This window comes from Micromonospora sp. A202 (assembly GCF_006715105.1).
GTDB classification, from domain to species: Bacteria; Actinomycetota; Actinomycetes; order Mycobacteriales; family Micromonosporaceae; genus Micromonospora; species Micromonospora zamorensis.
The window spans coordinates 6,740,715-6,761,900 of the sequence record NZ_VFMP01000001.1 but is presented as its reverse complement, the minus strand read 5'-3'; the positions used below and the strand labels follow the sequence as shown (position 1 = coordinate 6,761,900).

Below are 21,186 nucleotides of genomic sequence, written 5' to 3'. Positions count from 1 at the left end.
AGTCCTCTGGATCTCAGCCGACGCTCACTCAGGCGACCGGCAACCGGCCGGGTCGAGCGCCGGTGTGGCCGAATCGGAGGGCGTGACGTCGGGTGTGGTGGTCGGGCCGGTCGCACCGACGGCGTCGGTGGCACCGACGGTCGGGCTTGCGCTGACAACCCCGTTGGGGGTCACCGGGGCATCGGCGCTCGGGCTGCCGTTCGGGGTCGGCGTCGCGCCGGTCGGCGGGGGCGTCGGAGTGCCGCCCACCGTGGCGGTCGGGTCGAGGGGGCAGAGCGGCTTCAGGTTGGGGTTGCTCGGGGTGTCGCTGGTCAGCTCGGCGAGCTGACGCTCGGCGTCCGGCTCGTTCTTGGCCCGGATGCCGACCTTGACGGTGTCCTGCGCGGCGACCGTGAGGTCGTCCAGTCGGGTGCCGCTGCGCCGGTGCACGGTGGAGAGGTCCATCCCGGCGATCTGACCCTGGACGCCACGGAAGACGGCGACCTGGCCCTCCTCGGTGGCTCCGACGTAGTACTGCCGCTGGGTGTACGTCCAGCCGCCGAAGGCTGCGCCACCCACGATGATCAGCAGGGCCAGGGCCATGGCGGCGGTTCGCACCGGGCGGCGCTTCGGCCGGTCCGATTCGTCGTCCGATGCTGCCGGCTCCTCCGGCGCGGGCGGGCGCGGCGCGGAGAGCGCCGATGCCCGTGCGGCCGGGGTCGAGTCGTCCGCGGAGGTCGCCATGCCCCGGTCGCGGGCGGCGGCGCCGCCGACGATCGGGGTCGCCTCGACGATGTCATGATCCGTCGCGTCGGCGATGATCACCGTGATGTTGTCCGGACCGCCGCCGCGCAGCGCGAGCTGCACCAGCCGCTCGACGCACTTCTGCGGGTCGACGTATTCCCGCAGGGTCTCGCCGATGGTTTCGGCGCTGACCACACCCGAGAGGCCGTCGGAGCAGATCAGGTACCGGTCGCCGGGCAGAACCTGGCGCACCGAGTACTCCGGGTCGATGTCCCGGCCGTCCAGCGCGCGGGTGAGCAGCGACCGCTGCGGGTGACTGCTCGCCTCCTCGGCGCTGATCCGGCCTTCGTCGACGAGCATCTGGACGTAGGTGTCGTCCTTGGTGATCTGCGCGAACTCGCCGTTGCGCAGCAGGTAGGCCCGCGAGTCACCGATGTGGACCATTCCCAGCTTGCTGCCGGTGAAGAGGGTCGCCGTCAGTGTGGTGCCCATCCCCTCCAACTGCGGGTTGGCGTCCACCGTGTCGCGGAGTTGTTGGTTGGCGGTGCCGACGGCCGAACGCAACGCATCGACGAGGGCGTCCCCCGGGACGTCCTCGTCGAGCGGCGCCATGGCACCGATGACGATGTTGCTGGCGACGTCACCGGCGGCCATACCGCCCATGCCGTCGGCAACGGCGAGTAGCCGCGGTCCGGCGTAGACGGAGTCTTGATTGCCGTCTCGGATCAGACCGCGGTCGCTGTGGGCCGCATAGCGCAGGGTCAGAGTCATGGCCGTAATTCGAGGGAAGTGCGGCCGATCCGGATCGGCACGCCGAGGGGGACGGGGGTTGGTCCGGTGACCTTAGCGCGATCGAGGTACGTGCCGTTAGTCGAGCCAAGATCCTCGACGTACCACTGCCCGTCACGTGGCACGAGCCGGGCGTGTCGCGCGGAGGCGTAGTCGTCGGTGATGACCAGGGTGGAGTCCTCGGCCCGACCAATGGTGATCTGCGCTTCACCCAGAGTGATCCTGGTGCCGGCCAGTTGCCCGGCCGTCACCACCATCTGGTGCGCCGCCCTGCCCCGTTTCACCTTCGCCGGCTTCGCCCCCTGCCCGGTCGAGGCTCCCACCGCGCGTGGTGCGGCGACCAGACGACCGGACCGGGCGCCCGCGAAGAGATCCCGGCGGATCACGCCGACCACCGTGAACACGAAGATCCACAACAGGATCAGGAACCCGAACCGGGCAACCGTGATGACCAGTTCCGGCAAGGCGGGTCAGCCGTCCACGCGGAAGGTCAGCGTCGTGGTGCCGAGCTGGACCATGTCACCGGGGTTCAGTGCGACGGCGGAGACCCGCTGTCCGTTGACCATGGTGCCGTTGGTCGACCCCAGATCGGTCAGCACGACCTGACCCCCGTCGAAATCCAGCCGGGCGTGTCGCCGGGAGATGCCGACGTCGGGCAGGCGCAGGTTGGCCTGGTCGCCGCGACCGATCACCGTCGACCCCATCTGGAGGGGGTAGGTGCGACCGTCGCCGGAGACCAGCCGCACGTTGCGACCGCCACCGTGCCCAGGCGGGGGGCCGTAGCCACCGCCCTGGTCGTACGCGGGGTAGGCGGGCGGGCCGGCGTCGTAGCCGGGTGCCGACACCGGGGCGACCTCGCCGCCGGTGTAGACCTCGGCCGTGACACGGAACATGCCCGTGTCCAGGCCCTCGCCTCGCTCGATCTCGACGATCACGTCGCCGTAGACAGTCCAGGCCTGCTCGCCGATGAACTCCGCCTGCGACTGGGCCAGTTCCTGGGCCAGCGCAGCGGCGTACGGCGCCAGCCGACTGTGGTCGAACGGCGAGAGATCGATCACGTAGCGGTTGGGCACCAACGTGCGCCCACCGGCCAGGATCGCCTTGTGCGCCTCGGCCTCCCGCTGCATGGCGTTGAGGATCTCCACGGGGTGGACCACCCCTTTGAAGACCTTGGCAAAGGCCCCTTCGACCAGGCCTTCCAGACGCTTCTCGAAGCGTTGCAGCACGCTCACCGGCTCCTCCTCGGGTCCCGAGGACATGATGGTATCCGGCCGGCGCGCGCGCAGCTCACACGCCGCTCGGCCGGCTGCTCTCGACCCGTTCGGAAGGGCCGGGACTGTCGTGCTAATCTTTCGTCCGCCACGAACGGTAACCGCTCGTGGCGAGCGCCAGGGACAGCGTAGTATTCCCGAGGCCCACTGGAGACAGGGGGATCGGGGCGGCTACAGTGTTCCGGGTCGTGCCACGGGGATGTGGCGGAATGGCAGACGCGCACGGTTCAGGTCCGTGTGCCCGAAAGGGCGTGGGGGTTCAACTCCCCCCATCCCCACCACCGACGAGGGCTCCGCTTGATGCGGGGCCCTTCCGTCATATCGGGGCGTGCCGGGCGTCACGCTATGCTGCGTTGAATTCTGCCTCCGATGGACCAGGAGTGGCGTGTGAGTGTCGCGTTGGTGACAGGGTCGGGTGGCCTGATCGGCTCCGAGGCGGTCCGGCACTTCGCCGGCCTCGGCCTGGACGTCGTCGGCATCGACAACGACATGCGCCGGTATTTCTTCGGCGAGGACGGCTCCACCTCGTGGAGCCTGGAGCGGCTCGGCCGGGACCTGGGCAACTCGTACACCCATTACGCGGTGGACATCCGGGACCGGGACGGCCTGGAGCAGGTCTTCAAGAAGTACGGCTCGGACATCGCCGTGGTGATCCACAGCGCCGCGCAGCCGAGCCACGACTGGGCCGCCAAGGAGCCGTACACGGACTTCGACGTGAACGCCGGCGGCACGCTCAACATCCTGGAGAACACCCGCCAGCACGCGATCGACGCGCCGTTCATCCACTGCTCGACCAACAAGGTCTACGGCGACCGGCCCAACAGCCTGCCGCTGGTCGAGCTGGAGACACGGTACGAGCTGCCCGAGGACCACCGCTGGCACCAGGGCATCACCGAAGAGATGTCGATCGACCACTCGCTGCACTCGGTCTTCGGCGCCTCCAAGGTCGCCGCGGACGTGATGGTCCAGGAGTACGGGCGCTACTTCGACATGAAGACCGCCTGCTTCCGGGGCGGCACGCTGACCGGCCCGGCCCACTCCGCGGCCGAGCTGCACGGGTTCCTGGCCTACCTGATGCGCTGCGTCATGGAGGGCCGCACATACAACCTGTACGGCTACAAGGGCAAGATGGTCCGCGACGCGATCCACTCGCGGGACGTGCTGACCGCGTTCGAGGCGTTCTTCCGGGCCCCGCGCTCCGCCGAGGTCTACAACCTCGGCGGCGGCCGGCACTCCAACACCTCCCACATCGAGGCGTTCCGGATCGCCGAGGAGATCACCGGCCGCGAGGCACGGATCAACTACGTCGAGCAGAACCGCACCGGCGACCACCAGTGGTACGTCAGCAGCATGGCCCGGTTCGAGGAGCAGTACCCGGACTGGAAGATCACATACGACGTGCCGATGATCCTGCGCGAGATCTACGAGGCCAACGTCGGCAAATGGGTGCCCCAGTCATGACCACGCCACGGACCAAGCGCAACGTCCTCGGTGTCCTGGTCGACGCCACCGACTACGCCACGGCGACCGATGCGGTGGTGACCGCGGCGCACGAGCGGCGCCCGCTCGCGCTGACCGCGCTGGCCGTGCACGGCGTGATGACCGGAGTGCTGGACCCGGCGCACAACGCGCGGCTCAACTCCTTCGACGTGGTCACTCCGGACGGGCAGCCGGTGCGCTGGGCGCTCAACCTGCTGCACCACGCCGGGCTCACCGACCGGGTCTACGGGCCGACGCTGACGCTGCACGTGCTGTCGCGCTTCGCCGACGAGGGCCTTCCGGTCTACCTGTACGGCTCGACCGAGGAGACCCTCGCCAGGTTGATCCCGGCCCTGGAGCGGATGTTCCCGGCGCTGAAGATCGCCGGGGTGGAGCCGTCGAAGTTCCGTGCCGCCCAGCCCGGTGAGGATTCCGAGATTGCCGACCGGATCCGTTCCAGCGGTGCCCGGCTGGTCCTGGTGGGGCTCGGCTGCCCGCGCCAGGAGGTCTTCGCGTACGCCATGCGACCGCTGCTCGACATGCCGCTGATGGCGGTCGGCGCGGCCTTCGACTACCACGCCGGGTTGCTCCGCCAGCCCCCGTCATGGATGCAACGCGCCGGCCTGGAGTGGTTCTGGCGTCTGGGTCTGGAGCCGAAGAGGCTCTGGCGCCGCTACGTCATCCTCAACCCGGCCTACCTGAGCCGGCTCGCCGCCCAGAAGACCGGCCTGTGGAAGGCCCACCCGCCGGCGCCGGCCACCGAAATGCCGGCCACCTTCTCGGTCTGACCCGATCCCGTACGGCACGAGGCCCCACCGGTCTTCCGGTGGGGCCTCGTGCCGTGGGAGACCGGTCAGACGGTCAGGGTCCAGGTGTTGATGTAGCCGGTGTCGGCCGAGTAGGTGTCCCGCACCTGGAGCCGCCAGATGCCGTCGGCGGCCTCACCGGACACGTTGACCGTGTACGTGGCGTTCACGTTGTCGGCGCTGTCCGAGGTGCTGCTGTTCTTCAACCGGTACGCGCTGCCGTCCGGCGCGAGCAGGTCGATGACCAGGTCACCGCGGTAGGTGTGCACGATGTTCACCGCGACGGTGGAGGTCGACGAGGCGTTGCGTCCACAGCCGGAGATGGTGATCGAGCTGGTGACCGCGGCGCCGGCGTCCGGGATCGACACGTCGGAGCCGTTGGTGCCGGTGCAGCCGGTGGGCGGCGGCGGGGTGGTGCCGGTGCCCACGTTGAGCAACAGGTTCGGCGAACCCGAGCCGGGGTTGGAGACCACGTTGGGGGTCGCGTTGGCCACCAGCTGGTTGCGGACCTGCGCCGGGGTCCAGCCCGGGTTGGCGCTGGCCACCAGGGCCGCCGCTCCGACCACGTGGGGCGTGGCCATCGAGGTGCCGCTGATCGTGTTGGTGGCGGTGTTGCTCGTGTACCAGGCCGAGGTGATCGACGAGCCGGGCGCGAAGATGTCCAGGCAGGTGCCGATGTTGGAGAACGACGACCGGGCGTCCGTGTTGGTCGTCGAGCCGACCGTGATGGCTTCCGTGGTGCGCGCCGGCGAGGTGTTGCAGGCGTTCGCGCCGCTGTCGTTGCCGGCCGCCAGGCCGTACGTCACACCCGAGGCGATGGAGTTGCGGACGGCGTTGTCCAGTGAGGTGTTCGCGCCGCCGCCGAGGCTCATGTTGGCCACAGCCGGCTTGATCGCGTTCGCGGTGACCCAGTCGACACCGCCGATCACGCCGGCGTTGGTGCCGCTGCCGGAGCAGTTCAGCACCCGTACGCCGACGAGCTGGACGCCCTTGGCAACCCCGTACGAGGAACCGCCGACGGTGCCGGCGACGTGCGTGCCGTGCCCGTTGCAGTCGTCGGCCGAGCCGCCGTCCACCGCGTCGTAGCCGGAGGTCGCCCGGCCACCGAAGTCGTTGTGGGAGAACTTGATGCCGGTGTCGATGATGTAGGCGTGCACGTTGCTCGCCGTGTTCGGGTAGGTGTAGGAGCTGTCCAGCGGCAGGTTGCGCTGATCGATCCGGTCCAGGCCCCAGGAGGGCGGGTTGGCCTGCGTTCCGGAGATCGACACGGTGTGGTTCTGCTCGACGTACGCCACCGCCGGGTCGGCCGCGATCCGCGCCGCCGCGCTCGCGCTGACCTTGACCTCGAAGCCGCGCAGCGCCGCGCCGTAGGTGCGGGCCACCGTGCCACCGTGGCGGCCGGAGAGCCGCTTCGCGGTGTCACCGACCCGGTCCCGGGCCACCGCGCTGTCCTTGAGTACGACGATGTAGCTGTCCGGCACGGCGGTTGCGCCGCCCGCGGCCCGGACCGCTCCGGTGGGTTCGGCTGCCAGCGCTGGGGTGCCGACGGCCAGCATGGTCGCTGCGGCCACCCCGACCAGCACGGACCTTCGTGGAAGACCCATTTCCTACCTCCCTCCGACCGGCGGCGGAACGCGACCGCCGGTCCCCTGAATCAATCGACCATTGCCGATCCAGCTGAGGGTAGATCAGGGCCCAGGCAGTTGGACATGTCGAAACGTCCATAACTTCGGGAGGATGCCCCCTACGGGCACGACGTCCGGGACGAACGGGGGACCGGCCCGGATTCGCCTCGCGTCGATCCGGGAAAGACTCTCGAACATGGAGAGTCAGCTCACCATCCTGCTTCCGGTCGCCGCCCTCTGGTTGGCCGCCGGCGTCGTTGCCGACGGCCTCCCTCGGCTGCACAACACCCGCGTGCTGCGCCGGCGTACCGGATGGTTGCTGGTGTTGACCCTCACCGGGGTGGCGCTCACCGCGGCCGTGCTCGGCGGCGGTCTGCTCAGCGCCGGCACCACGCCGGTCGACCGGGCCGCCGCCGGGCTCGGCCTGGCGGCCGGGCCGGCGCTCGTGGCCGCGGTCTGCTCGGTACGCCGGGTCCGCCGGCTGTGGGCCGGCGCGGGCGCCTTCGCCAGCGCGCCCGCGACACCTGCGCCGCACGGGCTGCGCGCCGCTGCGGCCCACCCGCTGCTCGGGCTGCCACTGCAGGTGACCGCCCTGGCCACGGTGCCTGCGGTGATCGCGGCGAACGGCACCGACCTCGGCGCCGATCCGAGTGTCACCGGGCCGGCGATCACCGTGGGCGCGCTCGCGGTGGCCGCAATCGCGGTCCGGCACGCGCTACGCCACAGCCGTCTCGCCGAACGGGCCCAGCCCGACGTGCCACGGTCAACGCGGGCGACCAACCCCCTGCACGTATAGCAGCTCCAGGATTGCCCTGGTCGCTTCGAACCAACGGTCCAGCCACTCCTGCGGCGGCGCACTGCCCTTCGGCGGCAACTCCATCAGGAGGCCACGCAGCAACGGATGGTCGGCAAGCGACTCGGTGGACTCCATCGGCCAGCCAGTCGGCGGAAACGACGGCTCGATCAGCGGATTCGGGTCCAGCGAGGGCAGCGAGAGCGGCGGGTCCGTCGACTCGGAGGACCCCTCCCGCCCGCTCAACTCCTGGTCCGTCGAAACCACCTCGGTCAGAACGGTGTCCCGACGGGCGCCGCGGTACTTGCCACCGAATCGTTCCGGCTTGGCCGGACCGTTGGTGAGATTTTCTGAACCGATCGTCGTCATCCGTCTCGCCTACTCGCTCGGTTGCGGGTCGGTGCGGCAGACCGTTGGCCATCGCCGTACCGACCGGTTCAACGAGACGGGCGCGTTGTGGCGACGGGATCGCCCACGGAACCTCACCCACCACCGTCACGAACCGGCCTCCCACCAGGGCTTTTCCCCGGCCGCGGCAAAGTCCCCGTCCGGAGGACCGGACGGGGACTTTGTTGACCACTCGGTCAGGCCACGCCGAACGCACCGCCTCGCGTGCCGGCGACGAAGGCGTGCCAGTCACCCGGCGCGAAGACCAGGGCTGGGCCCGCCTTGTCCTTCGAGTCCCGCACTCCGACCGCCCCCGTCACGTATGCCACCTCCACGCAGTTGTCACAGTTCGGCCCGCTCTTCGAGCTCTTGAACCATGCTGCCTGCGCCAGGTTCACGGGGAACCCCTTGGTCGCCATTTCCACAACGGCTCCTCTGCCAGTTTTGCGATGTGTGCGACGGACTCCTCCGGACGTATGGCCGCAGCGCGGATGTGATCGAAGATGAAGCTGTACTTCTGTAGTTCGTCGCTCTTCTCGAGGAAAAGCCCACCCGTGGCGTTCTCCGCGTACACAACATCCGGATCACCGGGCTCAGGGAAGCTGAGGATCGTGAAAGTGCCGTCCATGCCGGCATGCGCACCAACCTCGAACGGCAGGATCTGCAGCGTCACGTTCGGCAACTCGGCCACCTCGACCAACCGCTTGAGCTGGCCGCGCATCACCTCGTCCCCGCCCACCGGCCGACTTACCACCGCCTCATCGAGCACCACCCACAGATCGACCGGATCGTCCTGGGTCAATAACGACTGACGGCCCAGACGGACACGCACTCTCTGGTGCACCTGGTCGGGGGTGAAGTCCGGCCGAGCGGCACGAATCATGGCGCTGGCGTACTCCTCGGTCTCCAGCAGACCCGGCACGACCTGCTGCTCGTATGCCCGGATCGAACTCGCCGCCGCCTCCAGCCCGACGTACGCGCCGACGAGCACCGTGCTGTACGGGTGCCACCAACCCTTCTGGCGCGCCTCCCGGGCGATCTGCACGAGCTCGTCGCTCTCGGCGCCGACCACCCCGTAGATCCGCAGCATGTCCCGCACGTCGCGAGGGGTGGCCGTCGTGTGGCCGGTCTCGATCCGGGAGACCTTCGAGGCGGAGCACTCCAACTGCTCGGCGACCACCTCGATGGTGATTCCGGCGGACTCCCGCTGGCGGCGTAGCTCGGCACCGAGCCGTCGCCGTCTGATGGTGGGACTGCGCCTCTCACTCATGGCGCAACCCGTGCGCCACTGGTCTCCGCCGCTGGCTGCTCGACCCCACTCGGGCTACCTCCGGTCACGCGCCACTTGGTGACACCCGCCGGGGGCGCGACCGTCGACCGGCGAGCGTTCGCGACGAAGGGGGTGGTGCCGGTCCTCGGCCGGCCGCGACGGGCGATACCGGCCCTCAGTGTGCCGTCCGGACGCGGATGGCTTCAATAGGCCTTTCGCGCGACACGCTCACGTATCGGCAAAAGTCGACGTGCAACTTGCATGAAGCACGTCCCTGATGCAGTCTGTCCGTATGGCACGGATCACTCAGCGTCTCCGTCCGGTCCCTCGGAGTGGTTACCCCACCGAGCCGGGGAAGCCGGACACGACGCGGACCCGGCCGACGATACCCAGACCTGCTCCGGGGTGATGACCCCGCCGCTGCAAGCCGGCAAGCTGCGGCGGCGGGCGCGGTTCCCGGAAGCAGTCGGGTGGTGGTCGGGTGGCGGCACGTCACCAGCGGAGTACGGCCCGACCACCACCATCCGCACCACCGGTTCACGAGGCACGACCCCGTCGCCGGCCGAGACGTCCCCCGTTCAGGCACCGCCGGCACCACGGCCGGCCGATCCTCCCCAGGAGCCCATGTGCTTCCCCGCACCGGTGACGTACTGCACGTGACTCGCGCGGCGAGTGTCCAGTTCCTCAGGCCTATCAAGTTCCGGGTGATCCGGGTGCTCGACTGGCCCACCTATGACGGCTGGCTCTGGCTCGACGGCTACGAGTTGAACGCCGCGGGCGACGCGGTCAACCGACGCTCGATCTTCGTCCAGCGGGCCGGGCTGGAGCAGCTGCAGGCCGCCCCCGAGCCCCGTCCGCACACCGTGCGGGCCCGGCGGCCGGTCGCCCGTACCCCACTCCGGGTGGGCTGACCGACCCGATCCGCCGCCGGTGGGCGTGCCGTCGCCATAGAATCGGTACGCCCACCCCGGCGCCGTTCCACCCGTACGTCCAGGACCCTGACCCTGGGATGGTCATGGTCAATCAGCCCGCCCTGCGGCGGCACCACCGCTCCCGTATCGCCTACGCATTCGGACTACTCGCCCTCCTCGGGGCGATGGCCACACTGCTGGTCCTCGTCCGCGACCCAGCGATGTCGTCCACCCGGCTGACCGCGCCGGTGCCCGCACCGGAGATCACCGTGGTCGACGTCGACCCTCCGTACGACGCAGATCCATCGGTGCGCGACGACCCCGGCTGGATCGGCGCCGACGCTCGGAGCAGTCACGCCGGAGTTGCCGACCCGACCACCCCGGCGGCCGGCCACGGTGCCGGCGGCCAGTCCGACGGGCGTCAGGAACTCACCGAAGCAGCCCCGGCCGGACACACCGTGACGGACGTCCGCCGCTCCCTGTTCTGGTCCGGAATCTTCGGCCTCACCATCTCGCTGGCCGGCCTCGGCCTGGTCGGCACCCGCCGTCGGATGTGGTGACCACCGGTCACGGCGTGTTCGTCACCGTGGGGCGCGCCGTGGTCGGGCTCGCCCCGGTCGAGGGTCGGGCCTGGGAGATCACCAACAACACCTCGTCGTCGGTCGACACCGACGTGCCCGCCTCCGGCTCGGTGCCCACCACGATCCCCGGCGGCAGTTCCGACGGCCGGTACACCACCCGGTGGGCCAGGCCGAGCCGGTCCAGCAACCCCTCGGCGGTGGCCTGCGGCAGGCCGGTGAGGGGCGGCACCGGCACCTCCTCCGGTGCCGTGGTGGTCGCCGAACTGCTCGGCGTCTCGCTGGTCGGCGCCGCCGAGGTCGGGGACGCGCTGGTCGGCGCGGCGCTGGTCGCGCTGGCGGACGGGAGCGACGGGGTGGATCCGGGGTCGTCCCGATCGTTCTCCTGGCTGGAGAGCACCAGCCAGAGGGCGCCCCCGAGCAGGGCGACGAGCAGCAACGCGAGCACACCCCAGAGGATCGGCAGCCACCATCGCCGACCGCCCTGTTCCTCCACGTACCACTCCCCGGCGGGTTCCGCCGACCGGGGCGGCCGCACCTCGGCCCGTCCAGACCACGACGGCGGGGTCGGCGGCGGGTTCGGCGGCTCGGCGGGGATCCGCCTCGTCTGGTCGCTCGGCGCGCCCGACGGCGTACCGGCGGAACGGTCGATCGGCATGGTCTGATCGCTCGGCGGGCTTGACGGCGTACCGGCGGAACGGTCGATCGGCATGGTCTGGTCCGGCGACAGGGCGGGACCAGCCGGCTCGGTGCGGTCGATCGGCGCGGTCTCATCCGGAGCGGCGGGCCGAGTGACCGGTGCGGTCTCATCCGGCGCGGGGGCAGGTCGAGCCGGTTGGGGTGGTTCCGGCCGGTCGGCCGGTGGCAGAGGGCGGGTCCGGTCGTCGTCGTGCTCGCCGGCGGGAGGCTCCTGGCGGTCGTCGCTCATCGCTCGTCCCTTCCCGGACCGGACGGGCGTCATGGCCCTCGGACCGTCAACCTAGCCGGCCGTAGCGCCCTCGGTGGGGATCAGCGTGTCGAGTCGCGCCGGTCGCGGCATACCAATCCGCGGCGGGGCCACGCAAGCCGCCGCCGAGAATCAGCTCGCGCCGAGGTCAGGGGGTGGGTTTCGTGGTCGGCTGTTCGGGGGCGTCCACCCCACACCAGATGCTGACCTCGTCGTTCCAGCGGGCAGGGCCATCCTCGGCCGGCTCCTGCCGGGTGACCTTTCCGCTGCGTCCACTGACGTAACGCGGGTAGAGGCCCTCGTCGATCAACTCGTTGACGGCCTTGTCGCAGTTGTCCCCGATCACGTCCGGCACCTCGGCCGCTGGCGCCGGCCCGGACACCTGAAGTTGCACAGTCGTGCCACGGGTGACCGCGGTGCCCACGGCGGGTGAGGTGCTCTCGACCGTACGGCCGGTGCCGCCTCCGAAAACCAACCGCCAGCCCAGCCGCTGCTTGCGCAACGCGTCCCGAGCCTGCACGAAGTCGGTGCCGATCACCGGTGGCACGGTCAGACCCGCACCTTTGGTCGCGGTGGCGGAGGTCCGGACGGTCGACGGTGTGGCCCGGCCGGTGCTCGGCCGTGAAGCGGTGGCCCGGCTCGTCGGCGAACCGGTCGTCGCGACCGCCAACGGATCCCCCGAGGATGCGCCGTCCTCGCCGGCCAGCAGCCAACCGCCCGTCGCGCCGACCGCGGCGAGCAGCACAGCGGCCAGCCCACCGCCCAGCAGCACGCTGGCCCGGCCGGCGCCGCCGCCGTCCTGACCACCGACGGCATCCTGTCGGCCCGTGTTCGTGTCCGTCATACCGCCCACCGCCTCATCACCGGCGACCGTACCGCCCGTCGCCCAACCTGTTGCGCCGGGCCGTTCATACCGGCGGGTCGTGCGACTCGCCGCGCCGACGACGGGACGTTACGCTGCCCGGCATGGCCAGACAGGGCTGGGGAGTGTCGATCGCCACGGCGATCGGGGTCGCTGCCGGCGCGGGCGCCGCCCAACTGGGCTTCGGCTACGGGTTGGGCGTCATCACCTGGACGCCCACCGACGCCGGAGCCACCGACACCGCCTGGGCGGATGGCCTCGCCTGGGCGACCTGGCTCGCTGCCAGCTCAACGGTCCTCGGCGCGGTCTGCGCGCAGCGACTGCACCAACGCACCACACCGACAACGGCCGAGCCGCAGGTGACCGAGCCCGCCACCGTGCTGGATCAGGCGTCCCAGAGTGGCGGAGTTCCACCTGCCACCGGTGCCGCCGACCCCCAGGCGAGCAAGGTGGCCGCGCCCGACGACCGTGGCGGTCTGCTGCGCCGGGTCGCCCTCGCGCTCGGCGCCGGGATCGGCGGCCTGGTGACGGTGCTGCTGATCGCCGTGCCCGCGCGGGTCGCGACCGGCGCGGACACCGGCGCACCGCAACGGACCGCCGCCGTCCAGGCGACGCTCGGCATCCTGCTGGGCGTACTCGTCGCGGTCTGGGCGCTCCGCTCCCGGGCAGCCGCGGTCAACGTGACCGCGACGGCCGCCTGGCTCTGGCTGCTCGCGGTGGTCTCGGTCATCGACGGGGTACGCGTCGGGCGAGGGCTGACCGGTGCTCAACTGGGCACCTGGCAGCTCGACCCGGACCACTCGCGGTATTGGATCGGTGACCAGCTCTACTGGCCCGGCGCGCTGCTGGCACTCGTACCCGCGCTGCTGATCGGTCTGCTGGCCGCCCGGCGGGCCGCCCGCCCGGCCGGGCACCGCGTCGGCGCGGCAGCCTCCGGCGCTGCCGGTCCGGTGCTCGTCGCGCTCGCCTACCTGACCACACTGCCGCACTGGTCGACGCTGGGCCCCGCACAGTTGTCCACCCAACTGATCGCCCCGTACGCGGTGATCGCCGGGGTCGGTGGCTCGGTGCTGGCCGCCGTCCTCGCCGAGCGGGCCGACCGGCACCGGGCGGCGCACCGCGGCGCGGCCTCGCCGGGTACGACCTCGACCGTTGAGCCCGAACTGACCCCGGCTACCGACGGCGGGCCGACTCCGACCGCCCGGGTCACGCCCACTGCGGTCGCCGAAGCCGATCCCGCGCCACCGGCCCCCGACTCGTCGACCCGCACCGCAGGTCGGCGCAGCAGGGCCGACACCGCACCGCAGGCAACTGAGGCGGCCTCCCCGCCGAACGAGGGTCCGACACCCAGGGTGCCCGCACCACGCGTGAACCCGGACGTCCCGGTTGTCGCCCCATCCACCACCGAGGATCCGACGTCAAGCGCCCGGCGTACCCGCTCAACCCGCCGCGCCACCCGCCCCACGACGGACTGAGGACTGCCCTGCTCTGTTGACCATGAAGTTGTTGCCATCCCACGCGGCGTGTCGTGGCAACAACTTCATGATCGACGCGGGTGGGGGTGGGGGCGCGGGTGGATGGGGGGTTAGGGGACTGGCCAGGTGTGGACCGGGTTGTTGGTGCGTTGGAGTTCCGCGTAGCGCTGGACCATGTGGTGCAGCGCGTCCTTCCGGTCCATGCCGTGCCGCCGCTCCGCCGCCCAGACCGCCTCGGTCTGCCAGACGGCGCCGTTGCGACCGGTCCGGCAGCGCTGCTCGATGATGCCGAGCAGCCGGTCCCGCTGGGCCGGGGCGACACCGAACCCGTCCAGGCCGACGGCGGCGGTGGGCAGCAACTGCTCCAGCACCAGCTTGGTGACCGGCACCTCACCGAGCCCGGGCCAGTGCAGCACGGCGTCGAGGCCACGCCGGGCGGCGGCGTGGAAGTTCTCCTCGGCGGAGCTGAAGGTGAGCTGACTCCAGATCGGGCGGTCCGACTCGGCCAGACCGCGGGCCAGCCCGAAGTAGAAGGCCGCGTTGGCGAGCATGTCCACCACCGTCGGACCGGCCGGGAGCACCCGGTTCTCCACCCGCAGGTGCGGACGGCCGTTCATGATGTCGTAGACCGGGCGGTTCCACCGGTAGACCGTGCCGTTGTGCAACCTCAGCTCCCCGAGCTGCGGCACACCGCCGGCGTGCAGCACCTCCACCGGGTCCTCGTCCTCGCAGATCGGCAGCAGCGGCGGGAAATACCGGACGTTCTCCTCGAACAGGTCAAAGATCGAGGTGATCCACCGCTCGCCGAACCACACCCGGGGCCGTACGCCCTGGGCCTTCAGTTCATCCGGACGAGTGTCGGTGGCCTGCTGGAAAAGGGCGATCCGGGTTTCGGCCCAGAGTTGGCGGCCGTACAGGAAGGGGCTGTTCGCGCCGACCGCCACCTGCACACCGGCGATGGCCTGGGACGCGTTCCAGTAGTCGGCGAAGCTGTCCGGTGCCACCTGGAGGTGGAACTGGAGGCTGGTGCAGGCGGCCTCGGGGGCGATCGAGTCGGTGTGCGTACGGAGCTGTTCGACGCCACGGATGTCCAGCTCGATGTCCTCGCCCCGAGCGCCGACGATCTGGTCGTTGAGCACCCGGTAGCGCTCGTTGGTGGAGAGATTGTCCTCGACCAGGTGCCCCTCGGTGAGGGTGGGCAAAATGCCGACCAGGACGATCTTGGCGTCGGACCTGGCCGCTCGCTCGTCGGCCCGGGAGAGGCTGCCGCGCAGGTCGTGCTCGTATTCGGCGAAACCGGCACCCTCGATCAGCCGGGGCTCGGCGTTGAGTTCGAGGTTGAACTGCCCCAGCTCGGTCTGGAAGAGCGGGTCGGCGATGTCGGCGAGGATCTCCTCGTTGCGCATCGCCGGCTCGGCCGCCGAGTCGACCAGGTTGAGTTCGATCTCCAGGCCGGTCATCGGTCGGTCGGCGTCGAACCCGAAGTCGTCCAGCATCAGGGCGAAGACGTCCAGGCACCGCCGCACCTTCTGCCGGTACCGGACGCGATCATCCCGGGTGAAGGCGCCCTGCGAGACGTCCCTGCCCATGTGGTGTCCTCCCGACAACCGGCGCGGTCGGGATCCTGCCGTCCCGGAAGCGCATTGTGAACCATCACGGTAAGAGCGCCCACCTGACCGGGGCCAGAGGCCAATGGCGGTGATCCGACATCGACCCGAGCGGACGCTGCTCGTGGCGCCATCTGTACCCCGCCGCCAGCCGCCAGGACCCGATGGCGGTGAGAACAACTCGTGACAATTACCACGACCTCGGCATCGGATGTCAGAGACGACGCAGGGCCCGCGCCGACGTGCGGCGCGGGCCCTGCGTGGTTGATCCGGGAGGGATCAGGCCTGACGGACGGCCTCGCCCTCGATCTCAATCTTGATCTTGCGGCTGACCAGCACGCCCCCGGTCTCCAGGGCGACGTTCCAGGTCAGGCCGAACTCCTCGCGGTCGATCTCGGTGCTCGCCGAGAAACCGAAGATGTCCTGGCCGAAGGGGCTGCGGCCGACACCCTCGAACTCCACCTCCAGCTCGACCGGGCGGGTGACGTCCTTGATGCTCAGCTCACCGGTGAGCACGAACTCGTTGCCGCGACGGGACTTGACCCCGGTGCTGCGGAACTCGAGCGTCGGGAACTTCTCCGAGTCCAGGAACTCGGGGCTGCGCAGGTGTGCGTCCCGGTCGGCCTGCGTGGTGTCGATGCTGGCCGCCTGAATGGTGGCGACGACCGACGACTGCAGCGGGTCCTCGGCGATGGTGATGGTGGCGGTCGCCTCGTTGAACTCACCGCGAACCTTGCTCACCATCATGTGCCGGGCGACGAAGCCAACCCGCTTGTGCGCCACGTCCAGCGCGTAGGTGCCGGCCGCCGGGATGGTGAGGCCGTCCCAGTCGCGGGTAACCGCATCGATGCTGCTGGTCATGCTGCTGTCCTCCAGGAGATTGTTTAGTAGCCCAACGACTGCCTGAGCAACTATAACCACTGCAATATTCCCCGTGTCAAGTACTGCTACGATGAACCAGTGACCAACGTCTTCGACGATCCCCGGATCACCGCCGTCGGCCTGCTCTTCGAGGCACACGCCGGGCTCTCAGCCCGGTTCAACGCCCAACTCGAAGAGCACGGCCTCTCCGCGGTCGAGTTCGAGGTCATCACCCGCCTGGCCCGCTCACCGAGCAACCAACTACGCATGACCGACCTCGCCGCACAGACCTCCCTGTCGACCAGCGGAGTGACCCGTGTGGTGGACCGGATGGAACGTGACGGGTTGCTCACCCGGCGCGCCTGTCCGAGCGACCGGCGCAGCTCGTACGCCGTGGTCACCGCCGCCGGCATGCAGCGACTGAACGAGACGCTGCCCGGGCACCTGCAGATGATCGAGCAGTGGTTCACCGGCCAACTCGACCCCGAGGCACTGGCGGCCCTTCTCGACGGGCTGCGCCGGGTCCGCGACGCCGCGCATCCGTGCGCCACCGCCGGCAGCGACGACACCAGCTTCGAGCAGCAGACCGACGCCGCCCGGTCCTGAGCACACCCGAGGGTGGCGGGGTGACAGCACCGGCAGAAAGACCGGCAGAACTGGCTGAGCCAAGCTGGATGATCCGGGCGAAGCCGGCTTTCTGCCGTCGCAGCGGTGGCAGGCTTCGTGCACCGGGGATCACCGGGGGGTGACGGCGCGGGCGATCAGCGAGGGGTAGCACCAAGGGGGCTCTTCGCCCGCGCCACTCTCTCGCCCCCGGTCGTCCTCGGGCGCGCCCGAGGCGGCCGACACGGTCCGGTTTACTGGGCCGCCGGCCCTTCCCGAGCGGTGGTCAACGCGTAGAGCAGTCCGGTCTCCTGCGGCAGCAGCTGGATGCCGCTCTCCTGGCAGGCCCGGGCGAGCCGGTCGAGCACTCCCGGATCGGCAGTGCTCGCGGCCAGCCCCACCAGCGCTTCCACCACGTCCCTGCGATCCTGGCCCGCCTCGTCGGCGGCGGCGGCGAACCACTCGGCAGCCAACTCCCGGTCACCCCGGTGCAGCGCGAGATTCCCCTCGATCAGCGCGCAGAGCCCGGCGTCCGGTCCACTCCAGGGCAGTGCCGCGTCACCGGAGCGCGGTCGCGGCAGGACCCGCCCCGACCCGGCCGCCGCAGCCTCGGTCACCCCGGTACGCAGCTCGGCGAGCACCTCGGTCGCCTCGGCAGCACGCCCGTCCTGGGCGAGCGCCAACCCGACCGTTCCCAGCACCCGGCGGCGGTGCCCGGGATCGCCCAGCTCGGAGAACCCCGCCATCGCCCGCCGACCATGGTCGACGGCGTCCGCGTACCAGCCCTCCAGGCGGGCGACCTCGGCGCGATTGGCCCAGGCCAGCACCCGCAGCCGCTGCTCCCCACTCTCGGCGGCGAGCCGGTCCACCGCGGCGAGCCGGCGTCGGGCCGCAGCCAGGTCACCGACCCGGATCTCGTGCCAGGCCAGGCTGTTCTGGGCCACCGCCAGGTCGCGGGTCCGCCCATTGCGGGCGGCCAGCCGCAGCACCACCTCGGCCTGCTCGCGAGACTCATCGTGCCGGCCGACGGAGATCAACAGGTTGCCGAGCACGGTGCGCGCCTCCAACTCCCCGGTGACGTCGCCGGCCTCCAGGAAGGTGTCCAACGCCGCGCGCGCCGTCGGCAGTTCCTCGGCGCTCGCGCCGTGCTCGGCCGCGAGCCGGGCAACCCCGAGCGCGGCCCAGCCACGCAGGACCGGATCGGCGTCGGCGGTACGCGGGTCGGCCAGCAGCCGGCGCAGCCACTGTCGTCCGACGACGTCGCGCCCACGGAACCGCCACCAGCGGGTCAGACAGGCCGCCAGTCGCAGCGCGGTCAACGGGTCGTCGGTGGCCGCGTGGGACAGCGACGAGCTGATGTCACTGCTCATCTCGTCCAGCCGGTGCACCGCGTCGGACATTCGTGGGCCGATCAGGTCGATCGCGGTCCGTGCCACCAACCGCGCGATCACCTCCGCGTGCCGCCGCCGGATGCAGGTCAGCTCACCCTCGCCGGCCGCCTGCTCCACGGCATAGTCACGGACAGCGTCGAGCAGCCGGAACCGGAACGACCCGGTGCCGCGTACGCCCAGCAGCCCCAGCTCGACGAGCCGGTCCAACAGCGGAACAGGATCGATCGCCACCGTGCCGTCCCGGTCGGCCTCGTCGGCGAGCATCTCCTCGGCCAACTCCACCGACCAGCGGTTGCCGAACACGGCGAGCTGCCGCAGCGCCGCCCGCTCGTCCGGCGCCAGCAGTCGGTAGCTCGTCGCCACCGCGTCGCGCAGGGTGACCGTGGCCACCGCCGAGGTGGTCTCCGGGCCGCTCGACCCCGCGGTGAACGCGTCCAACGCGTCCCAACCGGAGTGGACGGGGGGATCGGCGGGAGTGGCGAGGTCGAGCACCCGGTCGCCGTACCGGTCGAGGAGCTCGGTGAGGTCGAGGAGCCGGCCCCGGGCGGCCATCAGCTCGATGGCCAGCGGCAGCCCGCCCAGGCGACGAACCAGCGCGGAAAGGGCTGGCAGCTCGTCGGGTGTGGGTGTCTCCCGGCGGACCTGAGCGAGCCGGGCGGTGAACAACGCGACCGCCGGCCACGATTCGAGCGTGGCCAGCCCGGAGCGTTCGGCGTCCGGTGGCGGCACGTCGAGCGGGGAGACCGGCCAGACCCGCTCGCCGGGAAGGCCAACCGGGTGCCGTCCGGTGACCAGCACCCGCAGCGAGGGCAGGGCCGCGAGCAGCCGGTGCAGCGTCGCGGCCACCGGCCCCGGGGCGCGTTCCACCGCGTCCATCACCAGCAGCGCCGGCTGCCCGGCGAGCCGGGCCACCAGGTCCGGTAGCCGTGCCGCGCCGAGCGCCGACATCGAGGCGGCGAGCACGTCCGGCCCGTCCGAGCCCTCACCGATCAGCACCCCGGTCACGCCGGCCGGGTGGGCCGAGGCCACCACGTGTGCCATCGACGTCGCCAGGGCGGTCTTGCCGACCCCGGCCAACCCGACCAGGCTCACCAGCCGGGGCCCGCGCTCCGCCGTCAGCATTCCGGTCAGCTCGGTGATGTCGCGGTCCCGGCCGATCAGCGTCACCGGTGGTGGGAGGTTGACCGGCCGGTCGGCGGACGTGGCTCTGCCGCTGACCGCGAGCGCCGGCGAGGTGGTGTCCGGGCGGACCAGCTCACCGGCGGAGCCGCGGGCCGCGGCCAGGAACGCCGCCCGGCCGGTGTCGGTCAACGCCAGCGCCGTGGCGAGCAGGTCCACTGTGGTGCGCTGCGGCCGGACCGCCCGACCGCGCTCCAGGTCACGCACCGTCCGCACACCCACCCCGGCCCGGGACGCCAGCTCGGCCTGGGTCAGGCCCGCGGCGCGTCGATGCTCGCGGAGCAGCTCCGACAGGGCGGTACGACCAGCCGGGCTCCGCGACCGATCATGATCCGGAGTCATGGGCACGAAGAGTACGGATCGACTCCGACGCTCGGCAGTCGAACGTCGGGCTATTGACGCCCACCCGCCGAAACCCGACAGCCGTACTGGCGGTCCACCCGGTGCGGGTGTCCGACTGGATCTCTCAGAGGCCCAGATCGCGAGCGATGATCATGCGCTGCACCTCACTGGTGCCCTCACCGATCTCCAGGATCTTGGAGTCCCGCCAGAACCGGGCCACCGGGTACTCGTTCATGAAGCCGTACCCGCCATGGATCTGGGTGGCCTCCCGGGCGTTGTCCACGGCGATCGTGCTGGCGTGCAGCTTGGCGATGGCGGCCTGCCGCTTGAACGGCTCACCGGCCAGCATCCGGGCGGCGGCGTCGTAGTAGGCCAGCCGGGCGGTGTGCGCCTTGAGCTCCATGTCGGCGATCTTGAACTGGATCGCCTGGTTGGCGCCGATCGGCCGGCCGAAGGCGTGCCGCTCCTTCGCGTACTTGATCGACTCATCGACGCAGCCCTGGGCGAGGCCGACGGCCAGCGCGGCGATGGCGATCCGGCCCTCGTCGAGGATGCGCAGGAACTGGGCGAAACCCCGGCCACGCGCACCGAGCAGGTTGGCAGCCGGCACGCGACAGTCGTCGAAGGTCAGTTCGTGGGTGTCCGAGGCGGTCCATCCCACCTTGGAGTAGCCCGGCGCCACTGTGAACCCGGGCGTGCCGGTCGGCACGATGATGGTCGACAGTTCCTTGGAACCGTCCGGGTTCGTGCCGGTCACCGCGGTGACTGTCACCATGGCCGTGATGTCGGTGCCCGAGTTGGTGATGAACGCCTTCGAGCCGTTGATCACCCACTCGTCGCCGTCCAGCACCGCCCGCGTCTGGGTGCCGGCGGCGTCGGAGCCGGTGCCCGGCTCGGTGAGACCGAAACCGGCCAGCGCCTCGCCGCTGAGCAGCTTGGGCAGCCAGGTCGCCTTCTGCTCCTCGGTGCCGAAGCGGTAGATCGGCATCGCGCCCAACGACACCGCCGCCTCCAGCGTGATGGCCACGCTGGAGTCGACCCGGGCGATCTCCTCCAGGGCCAGGCAGAGGGCGAAGTAGTCGCCACCCATGCCGCCGTGCTCCTCGCCGAAGGGCAGGCCGAACAGGCCCATCTTGCCCATCTGCCGGATCACCTCGTACGGGAAGGTGTGCTGCTCGTAGTGCTCGGCGATGACCGGGGCGACCACCTCGCGCGCGAAGTCCCGCACGCTGTCCCGCAGCGCCGTTTGTTCGTCGGTGAGCCGGAAGTCCATCTCATCCTCCTGTAA

The 21,186-nt window shown here is 70.9% G+C and carries 20 protein-coding genes and 1 tRNA gene; 8 read left to right on the top strand and 13 right to left on the bottom strand.

The window, feature by feature from the left end; translation table 11 throughout:
* Positions 1-24: 24 nt before the first annotated feature.
* The 3 genes from FBZ33_RS31410 to FBZ33_RS31400 are packed head-to-tail and all read right to left on the bottom strand — an operon-like array spanning position 25 to position 2,771.
* The gene (locus FBZ33_RS31410; protein WP_141912023.1) at positions 25-1,494 is read right to left on the bottom strand and encodes a PP2C family serine/threonine-protein phosphatase; all 1,470 of its coding nucleotides are present in this window, start codon (positions 1,492-1,494) and stop codon (positions 25-27) included.
* Positions 1,491-1,976 (bottom strand): FHA domain-containing protein, encoded by a 486-nt coding sequence (locus tag FBZ33_RS31405; RefSeq protein WP_088950851.1) that lies wholly within the window; start codon positions 1,974-1,976, stop codon positions 1,491-1,493. Before FBZ33_RS31405 ends, FBZ33_RS31410 begins: the two co-directional genes overlap by 4 nt.
* 6 nt (positions 1,977-1,982) lie before the next feature.
* On the bottom strand, positions 1,983-2,771 hold the full coding sequence (locus tag FBZ33_RS31400) for a DUF3662 and FHA domain-containing protein (protein ID WP_007454122.1): 789 nt from the start codon (positions 2,769-2,771) through the stop codon (positions 1,983-1,985).
* A gap of 207 nt (positions 2,772-2,978) precedes the next feature.
* Here FBZ33_RS31400 and FBZ33_RS31395 point away from each other — a divergent pair.
* The 3 genes from FBZ33_RS31395 (at position 2,979) to FBZ33_RS31385 (ending at position 5,050) form a co-directional block, all read left to right on the top strand.
* Positions 2,979-3,064 (top strand) — tRNA-Leu (locus tag FBZ33_RS31395).
* Between the two features lie 106 nt (positions 3,065-3,170).
* Positions 3,171-4,244, top strand: coding sequence for an NAD-dependent epimerase/dehydratase family protein (locus FBZ33_RS31390; RefSeq protein WP_088952111.1), 1,074 nt, complete (start codon positions 3,171-3,173; stop codon positions 4,242-4,244).
* Positions 4,241-5,050, top strand: coding sequence for a WecB/TagA/CpsF family glycosyltransferase (locus FBZ33_RS31385; protein WP_370453061.1), 810 nt, complete (start codon positions 4,241-4,243; stop codon positions 5,048-5,050). The genes FBZ33_RS31390 and FBZ33_RS31385 overlap by 4 nt, the downstream gene beginning before the upstream one ends.
* A gap of 65 nt (positions 5,051-5,115) precedes the next feature.
* Here FBZ33_RS31385 and FBZ33_RS31380 read toward each other — a convergent pair whose 3' ends face one another.
* The gene (locus FBZ33_RS31380; protein WP_141912020.1) at positions 5,116-6,672 is read right to left on the bottom strand and encodes a S8 family serine peptidase; all 1,557 of its coding nucleotides are present in this window, start codon (positions 6,670-6,672) and stop codon (positions 5,116-5,118) included.
* A 217-nt stretch (positions 6,673-6,889) separates the two neighbouring features.
* Between FBZ33_RS31380 and FBZ33_RS31375 the strand changes: the two genes are divergently transcribed.
* Positions 6,890-7,489, top strand: a complete 600-nt coding sequence (locus tag FBZ33_RS31375; RefSeq protein WP_141912018.1) for a hypothetical protein — start codon at positions 6,890-6,892, stop codon at positions 7,487-7,489.
* Here FBZ33_RS31375 and FBZ33_RS31370 read toward each other — a convergent pair.
* The 3 genes from FBZ33_RS31370 to FBZ33_RS31360 all read right to left on the bottom strand — a co-directional run bounded on the left by FBZ33_RS31370 (position 7,457) and on the right by FBZ33_RS31360 (position 9,143).
* Positions 7,457-7,855, bottom strand: coding sequence for a hypothetical protein (locus FBZ33_RS31370; protein WP_141912017.1), 399 nt, complete (start codon positions 7,853-7,855; stop codon positions 7,457-7,459). The two genes, FBZ33_RS31375 and FBZ33_RS31370, sit on opposite strands and share 33 nt — an antisense overlap.
* 215 nt (positions 7,856-8,070) lie before the next feature.
* The gene (locus tag FBZ33_RS31365; protein ID WP_088950846.1) at positions 8,071-8,292 is read right to left on the bottom strand and encodes a DUF397 domain-containing protein; all 222 of its coding nucleotides are present in this window, start codon (positions 8,290-8,292) and stop codon (positions 8,071-8,073) included.
* Positions 8,268-9,143: a helix-turn-helix transcriptional regulator gene (locus tag FBZ33_RS31360; protein WP_088950845.1), complete on the bottom strand. Its 876-nt coding sequence runs from the start codon at positions 9,141-9,143 to the stop codon at positions 8,268-8,270. Before FBZ33_RS31360 ends, FBZ33_RS31365 begins: the two co-directional genes overlap by 25 nt.
* Before the next feature lie 626 nt (positions 9,144-9,769).
* Between FBZ33_RS31360 and FBZ33_RS31355 the strand changes: the two genes are divergently transcribed.
* On the top strand, positions 9,770-10,054 hold the full coding sequence (locus FBZ33_RS31355; RefSeq protein WP_088950844.1) for a hypothetical protein: 285 nt from the start codon (positions 9,770-9,772) through the stop codon (positions 10,052-10,054).
* Positions 10,055-10,152: 98 nt separating this feature from the next.
* A complete protein-coding gene (locus tag FBZ33_RS31350; protein ID WP_141912015.1) occupies positions 10,153-10,614 on the top strand; it encodes a hypothetical protein in 462 nt (153 codons plus the stop codon).
* A 7-nt stretch (positions 10,615-10,621) separates the two neighbouring features.
* On the opposite strand, the gene FBZ33_RS31345 is transcribed toward FBZ33_RS31350, so the two are convergent.
* Both FBZ33_RS31345 and FBZ33_RS31340 read right to left on the bottom strand, forming a co-directional pair.
* Positions 10,622-11,560: a PASTA domain-containing protein gene (locus tag FBZ33_RS31345; protein ID WP_141912014.1), complete on the bottom strand. Its 939-nt coding sequence runs from the start codon at positions 11,558-11,560 to the stop codon at positions 10,622-10,624.
* 166 nt (positions 11,561-11,726) lie between these two features.
* Positions 11,727-12,422, bottom strand: coding sequence for a PASTA domain-containing protein (locus FBZ33_RS31340; RefSeq protein ID WP_141912012.1), 696 nt, complete (start codon positions 12,420-12,422; stop codon positions 11,727-11,729).
* Positions 12,423-12,544: 122 nt separating this feature from the next.
* On the opposite strand from FBZ33_RS31340, the gene FBZ33_RS31335 reads away from it, so the two are divergent.
* A complete protein-coding gene (locus FBZ33_RS31335) occupies positions 12,545-13,915 on the top strand; it encodes a hypothetical protein (RefSeq protein ID WP_141912010.1) in 1,371 nt (456 codons plus the stop codon).
* Between the two features lie 110 nt (positions 13,916-14,025).
* Here the strand turns inward: FBZ33_RS31335 and FBZ33_RS31330 are convergent, their stop codons facing one another.
* Together FBZ33_RS31330 and FBZ33_RS31325 are read right to left on the bottom strand one after the other, a co-directional pair.
* A complete protein-coding gene (locus FBZ33_RS31330; protein WP_141912009.1) occupies positions 14,026-15,504 on the bottom strand; it encodes a glutamate--cysteine ligase in 1,479 nt (492 codons plus the stop codon).
* A gap of 297 nt (positions 15,505-15,801) precedes the next feature.
* Positions 15,802-16,383, bottom strand: a complete 582-nt coding sequence (locus FBZ33_RS31325) for a YceI family protein (RefSeq protein WP_088950838.1) — start codon at positions 16,381-16,383, stop codon at positions 15,802-15,804.
* A 99-nt stretch (positions 16,384-16,482) separates the two neighbouring features.
* On the opposite strand from FBZ33_RS31325, the gene FBZ33_RS31320 reads away from it, so the two are divergent.
* Positions 16,483-16,989, top strand: a complete 507-nt coding sequence (locus FBZ33_RS31320) for a MarR family winged helix-turn-helix transcriptional regulator (RefSeq protein WP_141912007.1) — start codon at positions 16,483-16,485, stop codon at positions 16,987-16,989.
* A 251-nt stretch (positions 16,990-17,240) separates the two neighbouring features.
* Here FBZ33_RS31320 and FBZ33_RS31315 read toward each other — a convergent pair whose 3' ends face one another.
* Positions 17,241-19,898, bottom strand: coding sequence for a helix-turn-helix domain-containing protein (locus tag FBZ33_RS31315; protein WP_141912005.1), 2,658 nt, complete (start codon positions 19,896-19,898; stop codon positions 17,241-17,243).
* A gap of 124 nt (positions 19,899-20,022) precedes the next feature.
* The gene (locus FBZ33_RS31310) at positions 20,023-21,171 is read right to left on the bottom strand and encodes an acyl-CoA dehydrogenase family protein (protein WP_088950835.1); all 1,149 of its coding nucleotides are present in this window, start codon (positions 21,169-21,171) and stop codon (positions 20,023-20,025) included.
* Positions 21,172-21,186 lie beyond the last annotated feature (15 nt).